Raw genomic sequence first — 16,586 nt, 5'->3', positions numbered from 1 at the left:
ACTCCCGTCAACCGCCGAATTCCTCCGACCGCATCACCACCGCTTCGTATGGCCGTAAAGATACTACCTTATCTAACTGAGGCAGATCGCCATAGTTGCACATTAAAATTTCCGCTCCCTGCATATCGATTCCCGGATAAGCCTCAGCCTGTTTGGAAGAGAAATTCAGTACAACAAGATAGTGATATTTTTCTCCTTTACGGAGATAAGTATAGGTCCGGGGATTTTTTGCATCCAACAAGGTATAGCCGGCATAAACAAGATCCGGAGAACTTTTCCGTAAAGCGATCAATTGCCGGAAATAGTTCAATACCGACCAGGGATCTTTTTCCTGGGCCGCGACATTGATTTTCCGATAGTCGGGGTTCACTCCGATCCAGGGCATTCCGGTTGTAAAACCGGCTTGTCCCGAGTTATCCCATTGAAAGGGTGTCCGCGCATTATCCCGGGAAGTCTGTTGCTGCATCTGAAGAAACCATTGCGTATCTCCTTTGCGTTTTTCTATCTGTTTGTATTGGTTCAAAGTCGCAATATCCCGATAATCCCCGATCCGGTCGAACTTCGGATTACACATCCCGATTTCATCACCTGCCAACCAATAAGGAGTGCCCCGCATCGTCAGTAAAAAAGTCGCCAGCATCTTAGCGGCATATACTCTGAATTGCGGGCGGTCATCTCCAAAACGACTCAACATCCGGGGCTGATCGTGATTTCCCAGATAAATGGCAGGCCATCCCTTCCCGACCGCTTTATCCCAACCGGAGAACATTTTTTTCAAAGCGATCAGGCTATAGCCGATACCTGAATCGGGACAATCGGCCGTTGTATAATTCCGGACTTCCGAAGGGCCGAATCCATATAACATATCCAATTCCTGCCGCTCGGGCCCGACAAATTTTTCCACTTCTTTATAAGTAACGGCCGAACCTTCTCCAACGGTCATTATATCGTATTTACTCAATACTTCGCGGTTCATTTCGTGCAAATATTCGTGCAAATGAGGTCCATGTGCATAAGAAGAAAACAAATCCGGATACTTCTTCCGGTCGATAGGCGGGAAAGCCGGGTCTTTAGCGATCAAAGGAATAGAATCCATCCGAAAACCATCGATTCCTTTATCGAACCAAAAACGCATCATATCATACACCGCTTCTCTCACCTCCCGGTTTTCCCAATTGAGATCGGGCTGTTTCCGCGAAAAATAGTGTAAATACCAGGCCCGGGTATGAGGGTCGTAAGTCCAGGCCGACTCCTCGAAATAACTCGGACGCAAGGGAGGAGTTTCCTGTTCCACCGGCCACCAGTGATAATAGGTATAATACGGATTCTTCCGCGACTTGCGGGCTTCCTGAAACCAGGGATGCTCGTCACTGGTATGATTTACGACCAAATCCAGTATCAGTTTTAAATTCCGGGCATGCACTTCCCGAAGTAACAAATCGAAATCTTCCATCGTTCCGAACTCTTTCATAATAGCCCGGTAATCACTGATATCGTATCCATTATCATCATTAGGCGAAGCATAAATCGGATTCAGCCAAATCACATCGACTCCCAGGCTTTTGATGTAATCCAAACAGGAAATGATTCCGCATAAATCTCCGATTCCATCACCATTACTGTCTTTAAAACTACGGGGATATATCTGATAAACCACCGCTTCTTTCCACCAAATTCTGTTATTCTGTTCCATATCTGTTTCGGTTAAAACGAACGGGTTAAATTAATTTATAAAGTTATATACCCTACGAACACTTTTTTACGGCCACAAAATGGCCGATCATGGAGTCCGGTATGAAACTGTCGAATGACACGCCGTTCGATACTCTTTTAACGTCAGAAAAGATCAGAAGTTTCTAAATAATCTTATCATAAGAACTTTATGGCGTAAAATTTCGTTTTAAACAGGAAACCAATACAAAAAAATATGGAAAACGGAGTCATGATGCAATATTTCGAGTGGAATATGCCCAACGATGGGGATTTGTGGAATCAGTTGAAACGGGATGCCTCTCATTTACATGCGATCGGAATTACGGCTGTCTGGATTCCCCCAGCCTACAAAGCCCTGAAACAAGACGATGAAGGATATGGTACTTATGATCTTTATGATCTGGGAGAATTCGATCAAAAAGAAACCATCCGGACAAAATACGGTACCAAACAGCAACTACAGGAAATGATCGACGAGCTGCACAAAAATCAGGTCGGTGTCTATCTGGATGCCGTGATGAACCACAAAGCCGGAGCGGACTATACCGAAAAATTCATGGCCCGGGAAGTAAACCCCGACCAAAGAACAGAACAACTCGGTGAGCCCTATGAAATCGAAGGATGGACCGGTTTCAATTTTCCGGGCCGGGGAAATAAATACTCGGATTTCAAATGGCACTGGTATCATTTTTCAGGCATCGACTGCGACGTAGCTACCGGTAAAAAAGGAATTTTTCAGATTGTCGGTGAAGGAAAAACCTGGAGTGAGGGGGTAGACGACGAAAACGGCAACTACGATTTCCTGATGTTTGCCGATATCGACTTCGATCACCCGGAAGTAGTGGAAGAAATGAAGAAATGGGGGATCTGGGTCAGCCAGGAATTACACCTCGACGGGATGCGTCTCGATGCCATCAAACACATCAACGATCAATTTATCGCACATTTCCTCGAAGCCGTCAGAGCTAAACAAGGACAACAATTTTATGCCGTAGGGGAATATTGGAAAAACGATAAAGACTCGTTGGACAAATACCTTTCCGAGGTTAAATATAAGATAGACTTATTCGATGTCCCTTTACATTATCATTTTTTCCAGGCTTCACAAAAAGGCAGGGACTACGATTTACAAGAACTTTTCAACGACACCCTGGTCAACGACCATCCCGACTTAGCGGTCACTTTTGTAGACAATCACGATTCCCAGAAAAACAGTTCCCTGGAATCTCAAGTCAAAGACTGGTTCAAACCTCTGGCCTATGGCTTGATCTTATTGAGAAAAGACGGGTATCCCTGTATTTTCTACGGCGATTATTATAGCATTAAAAGAAAGCAATCTCCTCACCGTCCGATCCTGGATATTTTATTGGACGCCCGTAAAAAATATGCCCACGGCGAACAGCTAGACTATTTCGATCACCCCAATACAATCGGCTTCACCCGTAAAGGGGATGAAGCCCATCCGCATTCCGGCCTGGCCCTTCTGATCTCGAACGGTGAAGACGGAGATAAAATTATGCAGGTAGGCACAGAACACCAAGGAGAAATATGGCACGAAATTACCGGTAACCGCCAGGAAGAAGTAACCATAGATGAAGAGGGAAACGGTAAGTTTACAGTATCCGGTAGTAAACTGGCTGTTTGGGTCGTAAAGATCTGATCCGGCAGGATAGGCCGGCAATCTCTTTCCTCCGGTATGAGTACAAGACAAACTGTCTGTAAACGATAGCATGCCTTGTACTCTTTTCTCTAGTCATTCCCTGTCCGCCCAACCCCGCCTCCCCCGGTATTGTTATCCCACCGATTTTTTCATCCGATATCCCCGGATATACAGGGAAAAATTTTAATAATTTTTCCTATTTTTGCAATGGTAATTTTACCGGATTTTAAAGGTAGATATCATTCCACGGTTTTCAATGAATACTTCTTTTGCAGACATAGAAAAAAAGGAGAACCGGAAGGACCTGATTATTTCAATATGTGTATTCTTATCGGGGTTCTCCTGTTTTGCCCAGCTCTACTATTTCCAGCCTTTGTTACCGGATTTAGCCAAAGATTTTATTCTCTCGGCCAGCGAAAGCAGTTTCGCTATTTCTTTTTCGACTTTGGGAATGGTCTTCGGTCTTTTTACCACCATGTTCGTGGCCGACCGCATTCCCCGGAAAAAAATGATCGGTACCGGTTTACTCAGTTCGTCGATCTTTTCCGTTGCGGCCTCTTTCTCCCCGACCTTTCTTCCGCTGATTTTGCTCAGTGCTGCCAAAGGTTTTCTATTATCCGGAGCCACATCCGTATCCATGGCTTACATTGCGGAAGAGGTATCGTCCCGCAACAAAGGGAAAATCATGGGCCTGTATATCGCCGGAAACGCATTGGGAGGTATGGCCGGACGAGTCATTTCATCCTGGATCGGAGCCCTTTACACCTGGCGGATCGCATCGGTCAGCATCGGTTTGATCTGCGCCTTATTCGCCATACTGTTCTTACTGTTCAGCCCCCGCTCCACCAACTTTATGCCCCGCAAGGAAAGCTTCCATACCCTCATCATAGCAAATCTCCAACTGATCACCTCAAAAGCATTGATCCCTTTCTACCTGACCGGAGGATTGATCCTGGGGGTTTTCGTCAGTTTATACAATTACCTGGGATTCTATCTGACCAAAGCACCTTTCAATTTCCCGGAACATTATATCCACTATATTTATTTAATGTATATATTCGGTATTTTCGGGTCGATTGCGACAGCCGGACTCACCCGGTACTTCACTCATTTTAAGGTATTAAAAGCCATGTTTTTAGTTTCAGCTGCCGGCATTTTACTATTATACATTACCGACTTCCGGGTCGTGACTTTAGGACTGGCTGTATTTACTTTCAATTTTTTCGTCGTACATGTTTTATGCAACCGTATTGTCAGCGATTACAATCTCTCCAAGCGTTCGGTCACTATCTCTATTTATCTGCTCACCTACTACCTGGGATCCAGTTTGCTGGGTTGGGGTACGGGTGTGATCCTGGACACCTGGGGATGGCAATATTTCCTGGGGAGTCTGATCCTGATCCTCCTGATAAATTACGGTATTGTTATCGGAGGTATAAAGCGCATGCGAGCCGATCTTTCTTAGGCTTCCGGCCCTTCTGCCAAAAGCCGGTTATATATATTGAAGTCCTCCGGCCCGAAACAGACGACAATCACCTGTTCAAAACCGGGATAAACAGCCAAAAAACGAGTGATCTCCCGGAACGCGATCCGGGCAGCCTCAAGTTTGGGATAACGATATACTCCGGTACTGATACAGGGGAAAGCGATGGTTTTCAACCCGTTCTCTACTGCCAGCCGCAAACTGTTACGATAACAGGAGGCTAACAATTCCGGTTCATGATGCCCGCCGTCCCGATAAACCGGTCCTACCGTATGTATCACATGAGCCGCCGGCAAACGATACCCTTTCGTAATCTTCGCTTCTCCTGTCGGGCAACCGTTCAATTTCCGGCATTCCTCCAGCAATTCAGGTCCGGCCGCCCGATGAATAGCCCCATCGACACCTCCTCCGCCCAACAACGAAGAATTCGCAGCATTCACAATCGCATCTACCTTTAAATGTGTAATGTCATCCAAAAGAATTTCCAAACGTTTCATAATCCGATTTAGTTTATAAACTTCACAAACTAAAATTTATCGTACCGATAAATTTTCAGCCCTGTTTCAGGTATCGTGGTGAAAATATCCGCTGTCCCCAAAGTGTTTGCAGGATACCACGCAATGAAAGATATACCAGAAATGCCAACCACAGGATATGATTATCGGTTCCTCCCGCAAAACAGTAATAAATCAGGAAAAAAGCCTCTGCTGCGACTGCCATAGCCCACAGCATCTGGCGGGTAGCCGTAGCTCCGATCAGGATACCGTCCCATAAAAAAGCACTGAAACCTGCTAAAGGAATGGCCAATACCCAATAATAATAATCTCCTGCCACCCGGATCACCTGTTGATCATTGGTCAATAAACTTAAAAAATTTTTCCCTCCTACGCCATACAACAAGGTAAATAAAAGTGACATCCCGACTCCCCAACCGAATAAATTGCGCACCGCATGCCGGAGCTGTTTCAGATCACAAGCCCCGATATACCGCCCGGCCAGCGCTTCAGCAGCATAGGCAAAACCATCCATAATATAGGAAAAAAGGGTAAAAAGCTGCATCAGCAAAGTATTCACTGCGAGAATAGTATCGCCCTGACGTGCACCGGTAGAAGTGAAAAAAGTAGTGACGGCGATTAAGCAAACAGTCCTTAAAAAAATATCCCGGTTAACGGCAAAAAAACGGCGCATAGCCACCGATTGTAAACTATTGCGCAAAACGATCCGGGAACGCAACCACCCGTAACGCTTTCTCCACAATAACAAAGCCATAGCCAATCCCGACCATTCGGCCACCACGGTTCCCAAAGCCACCCCTTCCACCTTCATGCCCAGGACGAACACAAAACAGAGGCTACAGACAATATTGATGATATTGACCGCGATAGCGATATACATGGGGAAACGGGAATTCTGCATTCCGATAAACCATCCCTTGAAACCATACATCGCCAATACAGCCGGAGCCCCCCAAATACACACCCGGAAATAGGTGACGGCATATTGTTCTACCTCCGGGCTGGTATCCAATAAATAAAAGGCCAGCCGTTCGACAGGATATTGCAGGATCAGAATAGCGGCAGCAGAAATCAAACCGACACTGACCGCTTGTACCAATACTTTTACCTCTGCATCGGCATCCTTACGTCCATAGGCCTGAGAAGTCAACCCACTGGTACCCATACGCAGGAAACCGAAATTCCAGTAGAGGATGTTGAACAACAATCCTCCCACCGCAATTGCACCGATATAGGCCGCCGATCCGAGATGCCCGACAATCGTGACATCCACCAAACCGAGTAAAGGGACTGTGATATTAGATACAATAGAAGGTATCGCCAGTTGTAAAATCCGTCGGTTCATCCCATCAATTATTTTCGTATACCGTAGCTCCCCAATCCAAAGTATAATAATAGGTATTCATATCAGACCATTCCGAAAAAGGAATATATGAAGTCAGGCCGCTAAACTTATCGGCAGGCACCTCATCACCGAACAATTTTTCGGTAGCTGCCTTGTAGATCACAACCCGGTCTAGTTGTTTCTTAAACGAGTTATATTCCTCTTCGGTTGTCATCTTCCGGATATAGTCGCCGAAATCGAAAAATACCATAGGCAATCCCCCCTTACTCAGCGGATAATGCCAGGCTCTCACATAGTCGGTCTTCCCGGCTAAAAGAGTGCGTACCTTCGCTACCAAAGGTTCTAATTCTTCGGTCTTTACCAGCCCGACCACCGCCGAACGCCACAGGGAATTAACCTGATATTTATTGTAATGGTTATAATATTCCCGGCAAATCTGTTTCATAGCCTCTTCTCCTCCCCAAAGCAAAGGCATCATTTTTTCATAGGGAAACCCGTCGGAAATCACCTCTGCCGGAGAGGCGATCATATAATCGGTTTTATTTCTCAATTCGTAAGCCACCTCGATACCTCCCATAAAACATACATCCCAAAGGATAAAACTGAAATGTCCGGGCAAGCGGGCAGCCATCTCCCGGATATCCATATAAGCCTTCCCCGTTGTTCCGGGATGTTCGTCTTCGGCATAATATTTCGTCCTCGGCATATCCGAATCAGGCAACCGCATCGCATATCCCCCCGGGAAGGAATATTCCGGCGGCACCCACCCCAGACCATGCGACCACAATACCAACCCATAGGAAGAGGCCGGATATCTTTTTTGCACTTCCTTTACCACCCTTGCCAACACTTCGGGTGAAGCCGAATTTTCTTCTGTATAAGTCTCCAAGGTATCCAGACGGCACCCTTTCCCCCCTTTAACGGTCAGCAGACGAGGCACATCATACCGGGGATCGATATAAATCACCAGCCGTCCTGCCGTTTGTTCCATCCCTTTCAGGATAGACTCTATATTGGTTTCACCGTCTTTATTCAGATCATTATCGGCTGCCATATAAATCAATACGGTACGTTCGCCGTATTCCGGCTCGATCTTATCGGAATCATGGCAAGCGCTAAAGATCATAACGCTATATATCAGAAAGAAAAAACGAATTTTACTAAATACCTTGAACTTCATCGGGCTTTATGCTTTAATCGATATCATTATTTTGCGTGTAAAGATACAAAAAAAAACGATAAAGCATTATATTTGTTCCGTGGAATCGATCGGCACAGAAGTCACCGGCTCCTTGCTTCCCATCGATAAAACCCTATATTTTCAAATTGTAAAAAAATGCAACCTGTCATTTACCCTATCGAGAAAAAGAAGCTTATCGCCGAGCTGACTGAAGAACATTTTATGCGGAAGACGAATAAAGGCGGTAATGAAATATATACCTTCGATGCTCATTCTGCTCCAAACCTGATGCAGGAAGTCGGGCGTATCCGCGAGCTTACGTTCCGTAGTGCCGGAGGTGGTACCGGGAAAGAAACCGACATCGACGAATTCGATGTCGATCCACAAACTCCTTATCAGCAACTGATCGTCTGGGATCCCCAGGAACAGGAAATTATCGGAGGCTACCGTTATATTCTTTGTGACCATCTATCGCTCAATGCCGAAGGAGAACCGAACCTGGCGACAACCGAACTTTTCCGTTTTTCAGATCAATTCAAATCCGATTACCTGCCGAAAATGATCGAACTCGGACGTTCTTTCGTACACCCGATCTACCAGTCGACCCGCATGGGACGAAAATCTGTTTTCGCTCTGGACAATCTCTGGGACGGATTGGGAGCCCTCACGGTAGAACATCCCCAGATAGAATATTTTTTCGGGAAAGTGACGATGTATACCAGTTTTAATATTCAGGCCCGGAATATGATCCTCTATTTTATAGATAAATATTTCAAGGATACAGTAGGTTTAGTGGTTCCCATCCATCCCCTGGATATTCAAATCGACGAGGAGCAGATGAAAAAAATCTTTATCGGTAATAATTATAATGAAGATTACAAGATATTGTCCCATTATGTCCGGGAATTGGGAGAAAACATTCCTCCCCTGGTAAATGCTTATATGAGTCTGTCCCCTTCGATGAAGATGTTCGGAACAGCCATCAACCCCGGTTTCGGCGGAGTGGAGGAATCTGCGATATTGATAAAAATTGCAGATGTATACGAAGCCAAAAAGAAACGGCACATTTCTACTTACATCCCCCGTATTCTCGGAAGACTGAAAGGGAAAAAATGACCGAAAGCGGGACATTCAATAATAACATAAAGCTAGCCAACTGATTCATATTTAAAACATTGTGGATCAGCTGGCTTTTTTGTATCTTTAGATATTCCCCCAAAAATAAGATTCGGTAGCCCAAACGGAAGAAATATCCGGACTAGGATATGGCTAAGATACGGAATACTACAATAAATGGCGTATGAAATAATATCCCGTTCTAGTTTCTCTCTCACTACAAAACTAAATTTACGATACCGAGCAATTCAAGAACCGGAACATACGAAAAATGGAGAGCCTGTTACCTAAAAAATACTCTTCGGGTATATTATAGAATATTAGAATTTTTTTTCTTAAAATAATTTATTTTACTTTATTCCGTTAATACAATGTTTAACCTAGAGAAAATAGGACGATCGACAGACCAACTTTTGACAGAGACAATCTGTCGTCGTCCCACCACTCCCCTAAAAAAGAAAGAGAGGCCGCAATGTACTGATTTTTTCGTATAGTTTCGCTGCAAGGCAGGGAGAATTATAAATCCAATTAAAAATCAAATTGATCCAATTACTTAAAATTTAATATTTAAAAGAATATGAAAAGAAAATTAATTTTTGGAAGTTGCATATGTATTATGTTAACAATTTTCAATTTCATAAACATGTTAAATGTAGATAACTCAAAATTAGAACTTCTCTTCGATAAAGTAGAAGCATTTGCAGCAGGAGAGACTTTACCTCCTGTTGACGTTAATTGTAGCGGCAAAGGATGGGGACGTTGTTATGAACCAATAGGTTCTGCCCACTATTGGTGGTGTAAAGAGACAGGTTTTCTAAGTGATTATTGCGATAAACCTTTCGATTATATGTAAAATGAAAAAGGAATTTGTTTTCATCATGTTTCAACAAAATTTGAAAACAAATTCCTCAAATTATTTATTTAATAACTACCATTGAAATGAAAAATACCATTCTTATATTAGTTCTCTGCCTATTTATCGGCAGCTGTAAAGACTCACTCACCGTTAACGAAGAAGTAGATACTATCACCGCTTCTATCGAACAGGAAGACGAGATATCCCTGTTCGATTTCGTTTCCCAGGTCCGTCTGATTCCTTTGGAAACGACAGATTCTTCATTAGTCGCCCATATTACTAAAATTATTACCTCTAAAGACAAGATTTTTATTTACGATCGTATCCAGAATCAAATTTTCATTTTCAACCGAGAAGGACAGTTTATTTCTAAAATAAACCGAAAAGGGAGAGGACCCGAAGAATATATGTCTATTTCAGATTTAGCCATAAATCCTTTCAACGGATGCCTGGAGATACTCGATCCCTGGGGAAAACTGCTTGCTTTTGATTTAAACGGTAAATATCTCCATTCTTTCAGGTTACCCAAAGACCTGCATGCATACGATGAATTCATTCCTTTGAGCCGAGACAGTATTGCCTTTTATAGTCTATCAGAACCTTCTACATTAAATATTTATTCCCGGACTACTTCAAAAATCGTTTACAGTGGTTTTAAAAGTTCAAAAAAATTATCCATAAACTCGCCCTTGAGCAGTTTTTACCGTTTCCGAGACACCGTATATTTTTCCCGTTATTTATACGATGATGTATTCGCCATTACCCCGACAAACATAGCTCCTGCCTATCGATGGTTTTTCCCGGGACACAAATACGACCCGAACGAAGTGATTCCCGAATACGACCGAAATAATAGAAAAGATTATTTTGCCATACAGGAATTACTCCCCTATACGCATGTCAATAACCTGGAAACCGATTTATACCGTTATACTTGTCTCTCTATCCGATCCGGCAAAAAATATGTAAATGTTCTACACAATAAAAAGACACAGCGGAATATTGTATTTCACAAAACCAAAGAAGGAGTCATCTTCACTCCCTATGTTCTAAACGATTCCATTGCTCTCGGTCCCATCGAACCCTGGAGAAAAAAAGAAGAATATCTGAATGAACAAGTACTCGACGACGAAAACAATCAAATATTAAATCAGCTGACAGAAGATAGTAATCCTATTCTAATCGAATATATTTTAAAAAAGGAATAGTTATGAAAATGAAATATATTATTATTCCCACAATCGTTTTCAACTTAGTATGTTTATCCATATTTATATCTCGACAATATAAGAAATATCATACTCGGAAATCCAATTATATACACTATATTGAAACAATCAAAGCAAAAATAATCAAAGAAATAGAAAATACCCCCTTCTATACTAGTACAGATCCAGAGATAAATATATCTGCAAAAAATATCTTAGTTTTCCATTTCTCAATGGAAGCTTGTCAACCGTGTCTCGAGGAAATAAGTGAAACCATCAAATCAGAGTTTCCCAACTATACAAAAAATAAATATATTATATTTTTTTCAAATGATATTGAAAACAGATTAAGAAAAAACTTTTTAGGAAAACAAATAACTACTTCATTAAAAAAAGAAAAAATTCCACTAAGCAAATATACTACTCCATTATTGTTTACAATAGATTCAAACAATACTGTACAAAATATTTTCATTCCAGACAAAGACGACACAGAGTCATTGAGAAATTATTTAAAAAAATAAAGAACAATTATTTCAGTAAAATGTAAATACTCAAATTAAATTCAAATTTCCATGAAGGAACTCCTCAAAACCCTTTTCCAATACCTGATGGTAATCGTCCTCTCACTGACAATCACATTGTCGCTGAGGCTTTTGTCGTAGATTTCTATTCGATTTCCGCCTGAATTGGAATATTCGGAAAATGGGACTGCTACATACCCCGACAAGGAAACTATATCGCTCTCGATACGACAGCATGCCGCAAAAATACTCTTCGGGTATATCATAGAATATTAGAAATTTTTTTTCTTAAAATAATTTATTTTACTTTATTCCGTTAATAAATGTTTAAACTATAGAGAACAGGGACGATCGACAGACCAACTTTTGAAAAGACAATCTGTCATCGTCCCCTCACTCTTCTAAAAAAGAAAGAGAGGTCGCAATGTACTGATTTTTTCGTATAGTTTCGCTGCAAGGCAGGGGATTATACAAATTAGATTAAGAAAAATTCATTTTTTATTAAACAACTAGAATTTATAATGATATGAAAAAAAGAACTGTAAAAATAGGTATATTACTTTTCTTTGTAGTATTAGCTACTATCGGGACAAAACTGGCTGACAATGATAAAATTTCGTCCTTTGGATTAATGTTTTCGAACTTGGAGGCATTAGCAAGTGCAGAAGGAGGTTATGATCAAAAAATTTGGGAAAGATTCTATAGACCTGATGGAACGGGATATAACTGTGCACAGCCAGGTAATGAAACTTGTACAGGAAGATAATCAATAAATCTAAGAGGGTGTTAATACCCTCTAAATAAAATCACTATGAAATATTTTTATTTATTATTTTTAATTCTATTGCTCGGGAATTGTACTCCTAAAGAGCAATCACAAGGTACTGTTGTGGATTTTGGAGCATTTACCAAAATTTCCGATAATCAATTATTAGAACAGTATCGTTTTGTTAAGTTGGAAACGAATGAAAGCTGCCTTTTAGGAGCGATAGATCAAATCGAGGTATTCGCAAATAAAATCTATATTTTAGATTCCTATCAAACCAAAAGCATATATGTATTTGACAAAGAAGGAAAATACCTCAATCGTTTGGAAGGCAACCGTCGTGGTCCCGGAGAGTTTTTAATGCCTTTATGTTTTGCCATAGATCCTACAGACAGCGCCCTGATAGTTAAAGATCACCAACAATCGGCCTTATTACGCTATGCTTTAAATGACTTGTCTTTTATCGATAAAATAAAAACGGAAGAGTATCCGATTTCTTTTGGTGTAATACCTGAACAGGAAGCTTTGGCATTTTATTATCCCGACCGAGGAAACAATGACTATCAATTACGGATCACTGACAAAAATGGACAATTTATCAAAGAATTATTACCAGTAGATCCCAAAAGCAAGGTTCTTCATGGTTTGGGACAGAATTTTTATGTATATGATGGAAAACTGAATGTATTTCCGCATTTTTCCAATACTATTTTTTCGATAACTCCCGATAGCACAACACAACGTTACCACTTTTACTTCGGAGATTATCATTTCCCGGACGACGAAATTTTCCAAAAAAAGGAATACAACTCTCAGGCTATCATGAGTGAAATAATGAATAATTCTTATGTAAGATTGATGGCACCCTACGAAACTGACGAGCATCTGTTAGTAAAATATTACGTAAAACGACAAGTTTTGTTAGGAATATACAACAAAAAAAAACATACAGCCATCAATTTGGATCCTGAAATGGTGATAGACTCTCTTCATCTCGGGACCTTCCCTGTGCCCATCGGTTTCAATCATAATGAATTCATCGGTCAGCTTACCTTGGATATACAACAAAAAAATAGAATCATGATTCCAGAACTTCAAAAATTAATGGCAGATTACTCCGAAGACTCTAACCCTATATTAATTTTTTATTCTCTAAGATCATGAAATTTGTCTGTATAATTTTGTTATATATTTTTGTTCTCATATCCTGTAATACACGAAGACAAGCGTTAAAAAAAAATCAATTCCCAACTTATCCTTATCCATTACATACTTTTTTATTAGACCGTAATAATAAAGTATTAGCTATTGGAAATCCAATAAATAATGAATCTATTCGCAATATTTTTGATAAAATTATCAAAAGAGAATAAATATTCAACTAATTAATTTTTTAGAATAGAAAGAAATAATTATTTTATGAGAGAGAGTATATCTCCCTTTATATAAATATGCTGAAAATGAAAATTCTATATATATTATTATTTTTTATTCTTTTATTTTCTTGTAAACAGGAGGCAGACAACGGCATAAAAATCGACCTGACACAAAAGAAGACCAAGATACGCTACTCGGAATTCGTAGATTCCGTAAGTTATCTTACATTATATTCGAACGATTCATGCATCGTTTCCCAAATCCGGCAATTATATGTAGACAGTAGTTACATTATCCTTTCGGATCGAAACGGAAACGGTATATGTGTCTTTCAGAACAATAAACTACTCTGCAACATTGCCCATTATGGACGCGGACCACAAGAATTCATCACTATCACTGGCTTTTGCCTGGATAAAAGTAATAAACACATCTGTATATATGATAACGAGAGCAGAAAATTAGTAAAATACACTTACAACGGAGCGTTTGTCGGCAAATATCCTTTGCCGGATTTAATGCGGTCGTTTACTAACGTTAAAGGAAAATTCATTTGTATCCAACCTGCATATTTACGTAAAATGCGATCCGGGATATGGACTACCGATTCCGAAGGAAAATTCGGGAAAGTACTGGTACCCGAGAACAGCGATAACGTATACGAAGCCCTTTATCCGCATTATTTCAATTATAATGACGAAGGTATTTCTTATTACGACAGGTATGATAACAGGCTCTTTTTTATTACTCCCGATTCCGCCTATCTGAAATACCGGTTCAATTTGATTCCCGCAATGCCGAGAGCTCTGAAAAGAAATGAAGATAAAGGAGTACAGGATTATTTTATGTTGGCTACATGCTACGATTTTGAAAAGTATATACTACTTTTTTATGGCTCGACGAAAGAGTTTTACCAGGTGCTATACAATAAAGCGGATTCCACTTACCGGGTAACGGAAGATCTTGTCAATGATCTGTTACCTGACGACAAGAATGAAGTATCTGAACATTATATCGATCCATATACACTTGCAGTGGAAATGAGCGCTGAGGAAAACGATTATAATCTACATCTACAAATTTTACATATAAAGAAATAAAACCATGAAGTATGTCCTTTTTATATGTCTAACTATCTTATTATTCAATTGCAAAAACACCGACCAAGCATACATACAAACAATCATTCAAGAATGGACCAACAAAAAAATCATTTTCCCTGACGATATTCAAGCAAAAATAGTAGGACGGGATACAAATTGCAATTATTTATTGTTAAAACCGATTAAAATATTGGTCTATGTAGATTCAATAGGGTGTACTGCTTGTAAACTAAATTTTTATGACTGGTATCAAAAAATAAACTCTTTAGGCAAAATAACAGATTTAGCTTTCCTATTTTATGTCAATACAAAAAATTTTAAAATACTTATACACCAGATAATATAATCATTTTCATAACTAGCTATGTAGGGACACTCGGTAAATAAATGGCATATGAAATGATTACAACCGATCATTTTCATATGCCATCTTACTTTATTTAGGTATTTACAGAATCCTCGCTAATCAGCGTCAAAACTTGGGAGTGTATTATTCCATCTCTTTTTCAATTCCGGCAATCTGCTCGACATTCAAATCGCTTTCGTTACTATTGGAAGCGATGTCGTAATGTCTCAGGGGATTCTGGGCTAACTCGGCATTCATCTGCCGGTTATTATACACATCGATAGCCAGATAAAGTGCATTACGCATACCCGATTCATCCGCTATACCCTGTCCGGTAATATCATACGCCATACCATGCACCGTAGAGGTATATACAATAGGCAATCCTGCCAATAACACCGCTCCTTCATTACCCTCTATCGTTTTGAAAGGAATCATCCCCTGGTCGTGATACATGGCCAGAATAACATCGAATTTTTCAAATTCTACACCACTGAACAATCCGTCCGGCGCATAAGGTCCCAAAGCCATGATCCCATTATCCCGGGCTCGTTCGATCGCCGGAATAATCACATTCCTCTCTTCTTCCCCATACATACAGTTCTCGCCGGAATGGGGATTGAGTCCCAATACGGCAATCCGGGGCTTCCGGATGGTAAAATCTTTCTTCAGACAAGCATCCAGCAACTTCAGTTTATAGTAAATATTGTTGACCGTAATATTTCCGGCAATATCCCGGAACGGCAGATGATTGGTAACGAATCCCATCTTCATCTTTTCACCCACCAACAGCGGCATGACATTACGGGTTTCATATCTTTCGCTAAAAAATACCGGACAACTCGCTGCGGGCTTAAAGGAATTGCACCCTTGAGGAGCTCCTACCAGGACATCGATCTCATTCCGGTCCAAAGCAGTCAGAGCAGCCTTCAATGCCAGCACCGCCGCATCGTCCGATTCCGGCGTCTCCTGGCCCAAATCCACTTTGATCGCATCGTCGACACAATTGACGATATTACACCTTTTCGGATTCGCATCACGGGCATTCTGAATACTATTCAAACTGAAATTTTCTATATTTAAAGCTTTCCGATGATAAGCAGCCACCTTCGAGGATCCGAACAATACCGGGGTACATACTTCGCAGATCCGGTTTTCTGCCATCATTTTAATGATCAACTCATAGCCAATACCATTGACATCTCCATGAGTAAATCCCACTGTAAGTCTATTCTCCATATCATACTCTGTTTGTAGCTTACAAATATAATAATAACTGGGCAAACCCGATCGTAGTAATTCCATTTATTTTTGTTTTGTTACAGCGTTCATTCAGGAATGAGTTATTCTCTGAAAAACAACCACCGAATTCAGACATATTGCTTAACTTAGCC

Annotated in this window: 14 protein-coding genes; 9 read left to right on the top strand and 5 right to left on the bottom strand. The window is 40.8% G+C overall.

The features are described 5' to 3' along the window. Window positions 1-7: 7 nt before the first annotated feature. Entirely contained in the window at window positions 8-1,693 is a 1,686-nt protein-coding gene (locus AC5RDS_RS14895; protein ID WP_013610627.1) for a glycoside hydrolase family 13 protein, read from the bottom strand. Window positions 1,694-1,927: 234 nt separating this feature from the next. Between AC5RDS_RS14895 and AC5RDS_RS14890 the strand changes: the two genes are divergently transcribed. Beyond that, a complete protein-coding gene (locus tag AC5RDS_RS14890; RefSeq protein ID WP_041556248.1) occupies window positions 1,928-3,373 on the top strand; it encodes an alpha-amylase in 1,446 nt (481 codons plus the stop codon). A 256-nt stretch (window positions 3,374-3,629) separates the two neighbouring features. Continuing rightward, window positions 3,630-4,838 carry an MFS transporter gene (locus tag AC5RDS_RS14885; protein ID WP_013610625.1) on the top strand — a complete coding sequence of 403 codons (1,209 nt, stop codon included), beginning with the start codon at window positions 3,630-3,632 and terminating at the stop codon, window positions 4,836-4,838. On the opposite strand, the gene AC5RDS_RS14880 is transcribed toward AC5RDS_RS14885, so the two are convergent. Genes AC5RDS_RS14880 through AC5RDS_RS14870 form a run of 3 tightly spaced genes read right to left on the bottom strand, consistent with a single transcriptional unit; the run spans window position 4,835 to window position 7,896 of the window. Further along, window positions 4,835-5,353, bottom strand: coding sequence for an O-acetyl-ADP-ribose deacetylase (locus tag AC5RDS_RS14880; protein ID WP_013610624.1), 519 nt, complete (start codon window positions 5,351-5,353; stop codon window positions 4,835-4,837). The genes AC5RDS_RS14885 and AC5RDS_RS14880 overlap by 4 nt on opposite strands. A gap of 55 nt (window positions 5,354-5,408) precedes the next feature. Continuing rightward, window positions 5,409-6,716: an MATE family efflux transporter gene (locus AC5RDS_RS14875; RefSeq protein WP_013610623.1), complete on the bottom strand. Its 1,308-nt coding sequence runs from the start codon at window positions 6,714-6,716 to the stop codon at window positions 5,409-5,411. Between the two features lie 4 nt (window positions 6,717-6,720). Continuing rightward, a complete protein-coding gene (locus tag AC5RDS_RS14870; RefSeq protein WP_494222390.1) occupies window positions 6,721-7,896 on the bottom strand; it encodes a clostripain-related cysteine peptidase in 1,176 nt (391 codons plus the stop codon). Window positions 7,897-8,052: 156 nt separating this feature from the next. Here AC5RDS_RS14870 and glsB point away from each other — a divergent pair, with 156 nt between their 5' ends. From glsB to AC5RDS_RS14835, 7 genes are all read left to right on the top strand, one after another. After that, a complete protein-coding gene (gene glsB / locus AC5RDS_RS14865) occupies window positions 8,053-9,012 on the top strand; it encodes a glycine N(alpha)-acyltransferase GlsB (RefSeq protein ID WP_013610621.1) in 960 nt (319 codons plus the stop codon). 577 nt (window positions 9,013-9,589) lie between these two features. Then, entirely contained in the window at window positions 9,590-9,865 is a 276-nt protein-coding gene (locus tag AC5RDS_RS14860) for a hypothetical protein (protein WP_013610620.1), read from the top strand. An 86-nt stretch (window positions 9,866-9,951) separates the two neighbouring features. Further along, complete coding sequence (locus AC5RDS_RS14855) at window positions 9,952-11,076, top strand: DUF4934 domain-containing protein (protein ID WP_013610619.1); 1,125 nt, start codon at window positions 9,952-9,954, stop codon at window positions 11,074-11,076. 2 nt (window positions 11,077-11,078) lie between these two features. Further along, window positions 11,079-11,600 (top strand): hypothetical protein, encoded by a 522-nt coding sequence (locus AC5RDS_RS14850; RefSeq protein WP_288562030.1) that lies wholly within the window; start codon window positions 11,079-11,081, stop codon window positions 11,598-11,600. 526 nt (window positions 11,601-12,126) lie between these two features. After that, window positions 12,127-12,366 (top strand): NVEALA domain-containing protein, encoded by a 240-nt coding sequence (locus tag AC5RDS_RS14845; protein WP_013610617.1) that lies wholly within the window; start codon window positions 12,127-12,129, stop codon window positions 12,364-12,366. A 45-nt stretch (window positions 12,367-12,411) separates the two neighbouring features. After that, window positions 12,412-13,530 (top strand): DUF4934 domain-containing protein, encoded by a 1,119-nt coding sequence (locus AC5RDS_RS14840; protein WP_013610616.1) that lies wholly within the window; start codon window positions 12,412-12,414, stop codon window positions 13,528-13,530. Window positions 13,531-13,826: 296 nt separating this feature from the next. Then, window positions 13,827-14,843, top strand: a complete 1,017-nt coding sequence (locus AC5RDS_RS14835; protein WP_013610615.1) for a DUF4934 domain-containing protein — start codon at window positions 13,827-13,829, stop codon at window positions 14,841-14,843. Window positions 14,844-15,336: 493 nt separating this feature from the next. Here the strand turns inward: AC5RDS_RS14835 and AC5RDS_RS14830 are convergent, their stop codons facing one another. Then, entirely contained in the window at window positions 15,337-16,431 is a 1,095-nt protein-coding gene (locus AC5RDS_RS14830; RefSeq protein ID WP_118112643.1) for a PdxA family dehydrogenase, read from the bottom strand. Between the last annotated feature and the right edge of the window lie 155 nt (window positions 16,432-16,586).

Source organism: Odoribacter sp. (assembly GCF_985060555.1).
This window is presented reverse-complemented; position numbering and strand designations above follow the sequence as displayed.

What these genes read in the sequence shown, in the direction of transcription:
- AC5RDS_RS14875 (WP_013610623.1), bottom strand. Translation starts at nt 6,716, where the DNA reads ATGAACCGACGGATTTTACAACTGGCGATACCTTCTATTGTATCTAAT.
- AC5RDS_RS14895 (WP_013610627.1), bottom strand. Translation starts at nt 1,693, where the DNA reads ATGGAACAGAATAACAGAATTTGGTGGAAAGAAGCGGTGGTTTATCAG.
- AC5RDS_RS14870 (WP_494222390.1), bottom strand. Translation starts at nt 7,896, where the DNA reads ATGAAGTTCAAGGTATTTAGTAAAATTCGTTTTTTCTTTCTGATATAT.
- AC5RDS_RS14850 (WP_288562030.1), top strand. Translation starts at nt 11,079, where the DNA reads ATGAAAATGAAATATATTATTATTCCCACAATCGTTTTCAACTTAGTA.
- AC5RDS_RS14845 (WP_013610617.1), top strand. Translation starts at nt 12,127, where the DNA reads ATGAAAAAAAGAACTGTAAAAATAGGTATATTACTTTTCTTTGTAGTA.
- AC5RDS_RS14840 (WP_013610616.1), top strand. Translation starts at nt 12,412, where the DNA reads ATGAAATATTTTTATTTATTATTTTTAATTCTATTGCTCGGGAATTGT.
- AC5RDS_RS14885 (WP_013610625.1), top strand. Translation starts at nt 3,630, where the DNA reads ATGAATACTTCTTTTGCAGACATAGAAAAAAAGGAGAACCGGAAGGAC.
- AC5RDS_RS14835 (WP_013610615.1), top strand. Translation starts at nt 13,827, where the DNA reads ATGAAAATTCTATATATATTATTATTTTTTATTCTTTTATTTTCTTGT.
- AC5RDS_RS14880 (WP_013610624.1), bottom strand. Translation starts at nt 5,353, where the DNA reads ATGAAACGTTTGGAAATTCTTTTGGATGACATTACACATTTAAAGGTA.
- AC5RDS_RS14890 (WP_041556248.1), top strand. Translation starts at nt 1,928, where the DNA reads ATGGAAAACGGAGTCATGATGCAATATTTCGAGTGGAATATGCCCAAC.
- AC5RDS_RS14860 (WP_013610620.1), top strand. Translation starts at nt 9,590, where the DNA reads ATGAAAAGAAAATTAATTTTTGGAAGTTGCATATGTATTATGTTAACA.
- AC5RDS_RS14855 (WP_013610619.1), top strand. Translation starts at nt 9,952, where the DNA reads ATGAAAAATACCATTCTTATATTAGTTCTCTGCCTATTTATCGGCAGC.
- glsB (WP_013610621.1), top strand. Translation starts at nt 8,053, where the DNA reads ATGCAACCTGTCATTTACCCTATCGAGAAAAAGAAGCTTATCGCCGAG.
- AC5RDS_RS14830 (WP_118112643.1), bottom strand. Translation starts at nt 16,431, where the DNA reads ATGGAGAATAGACTTACAGTGGGATTTACTCATGGAGATGTCAATGGT.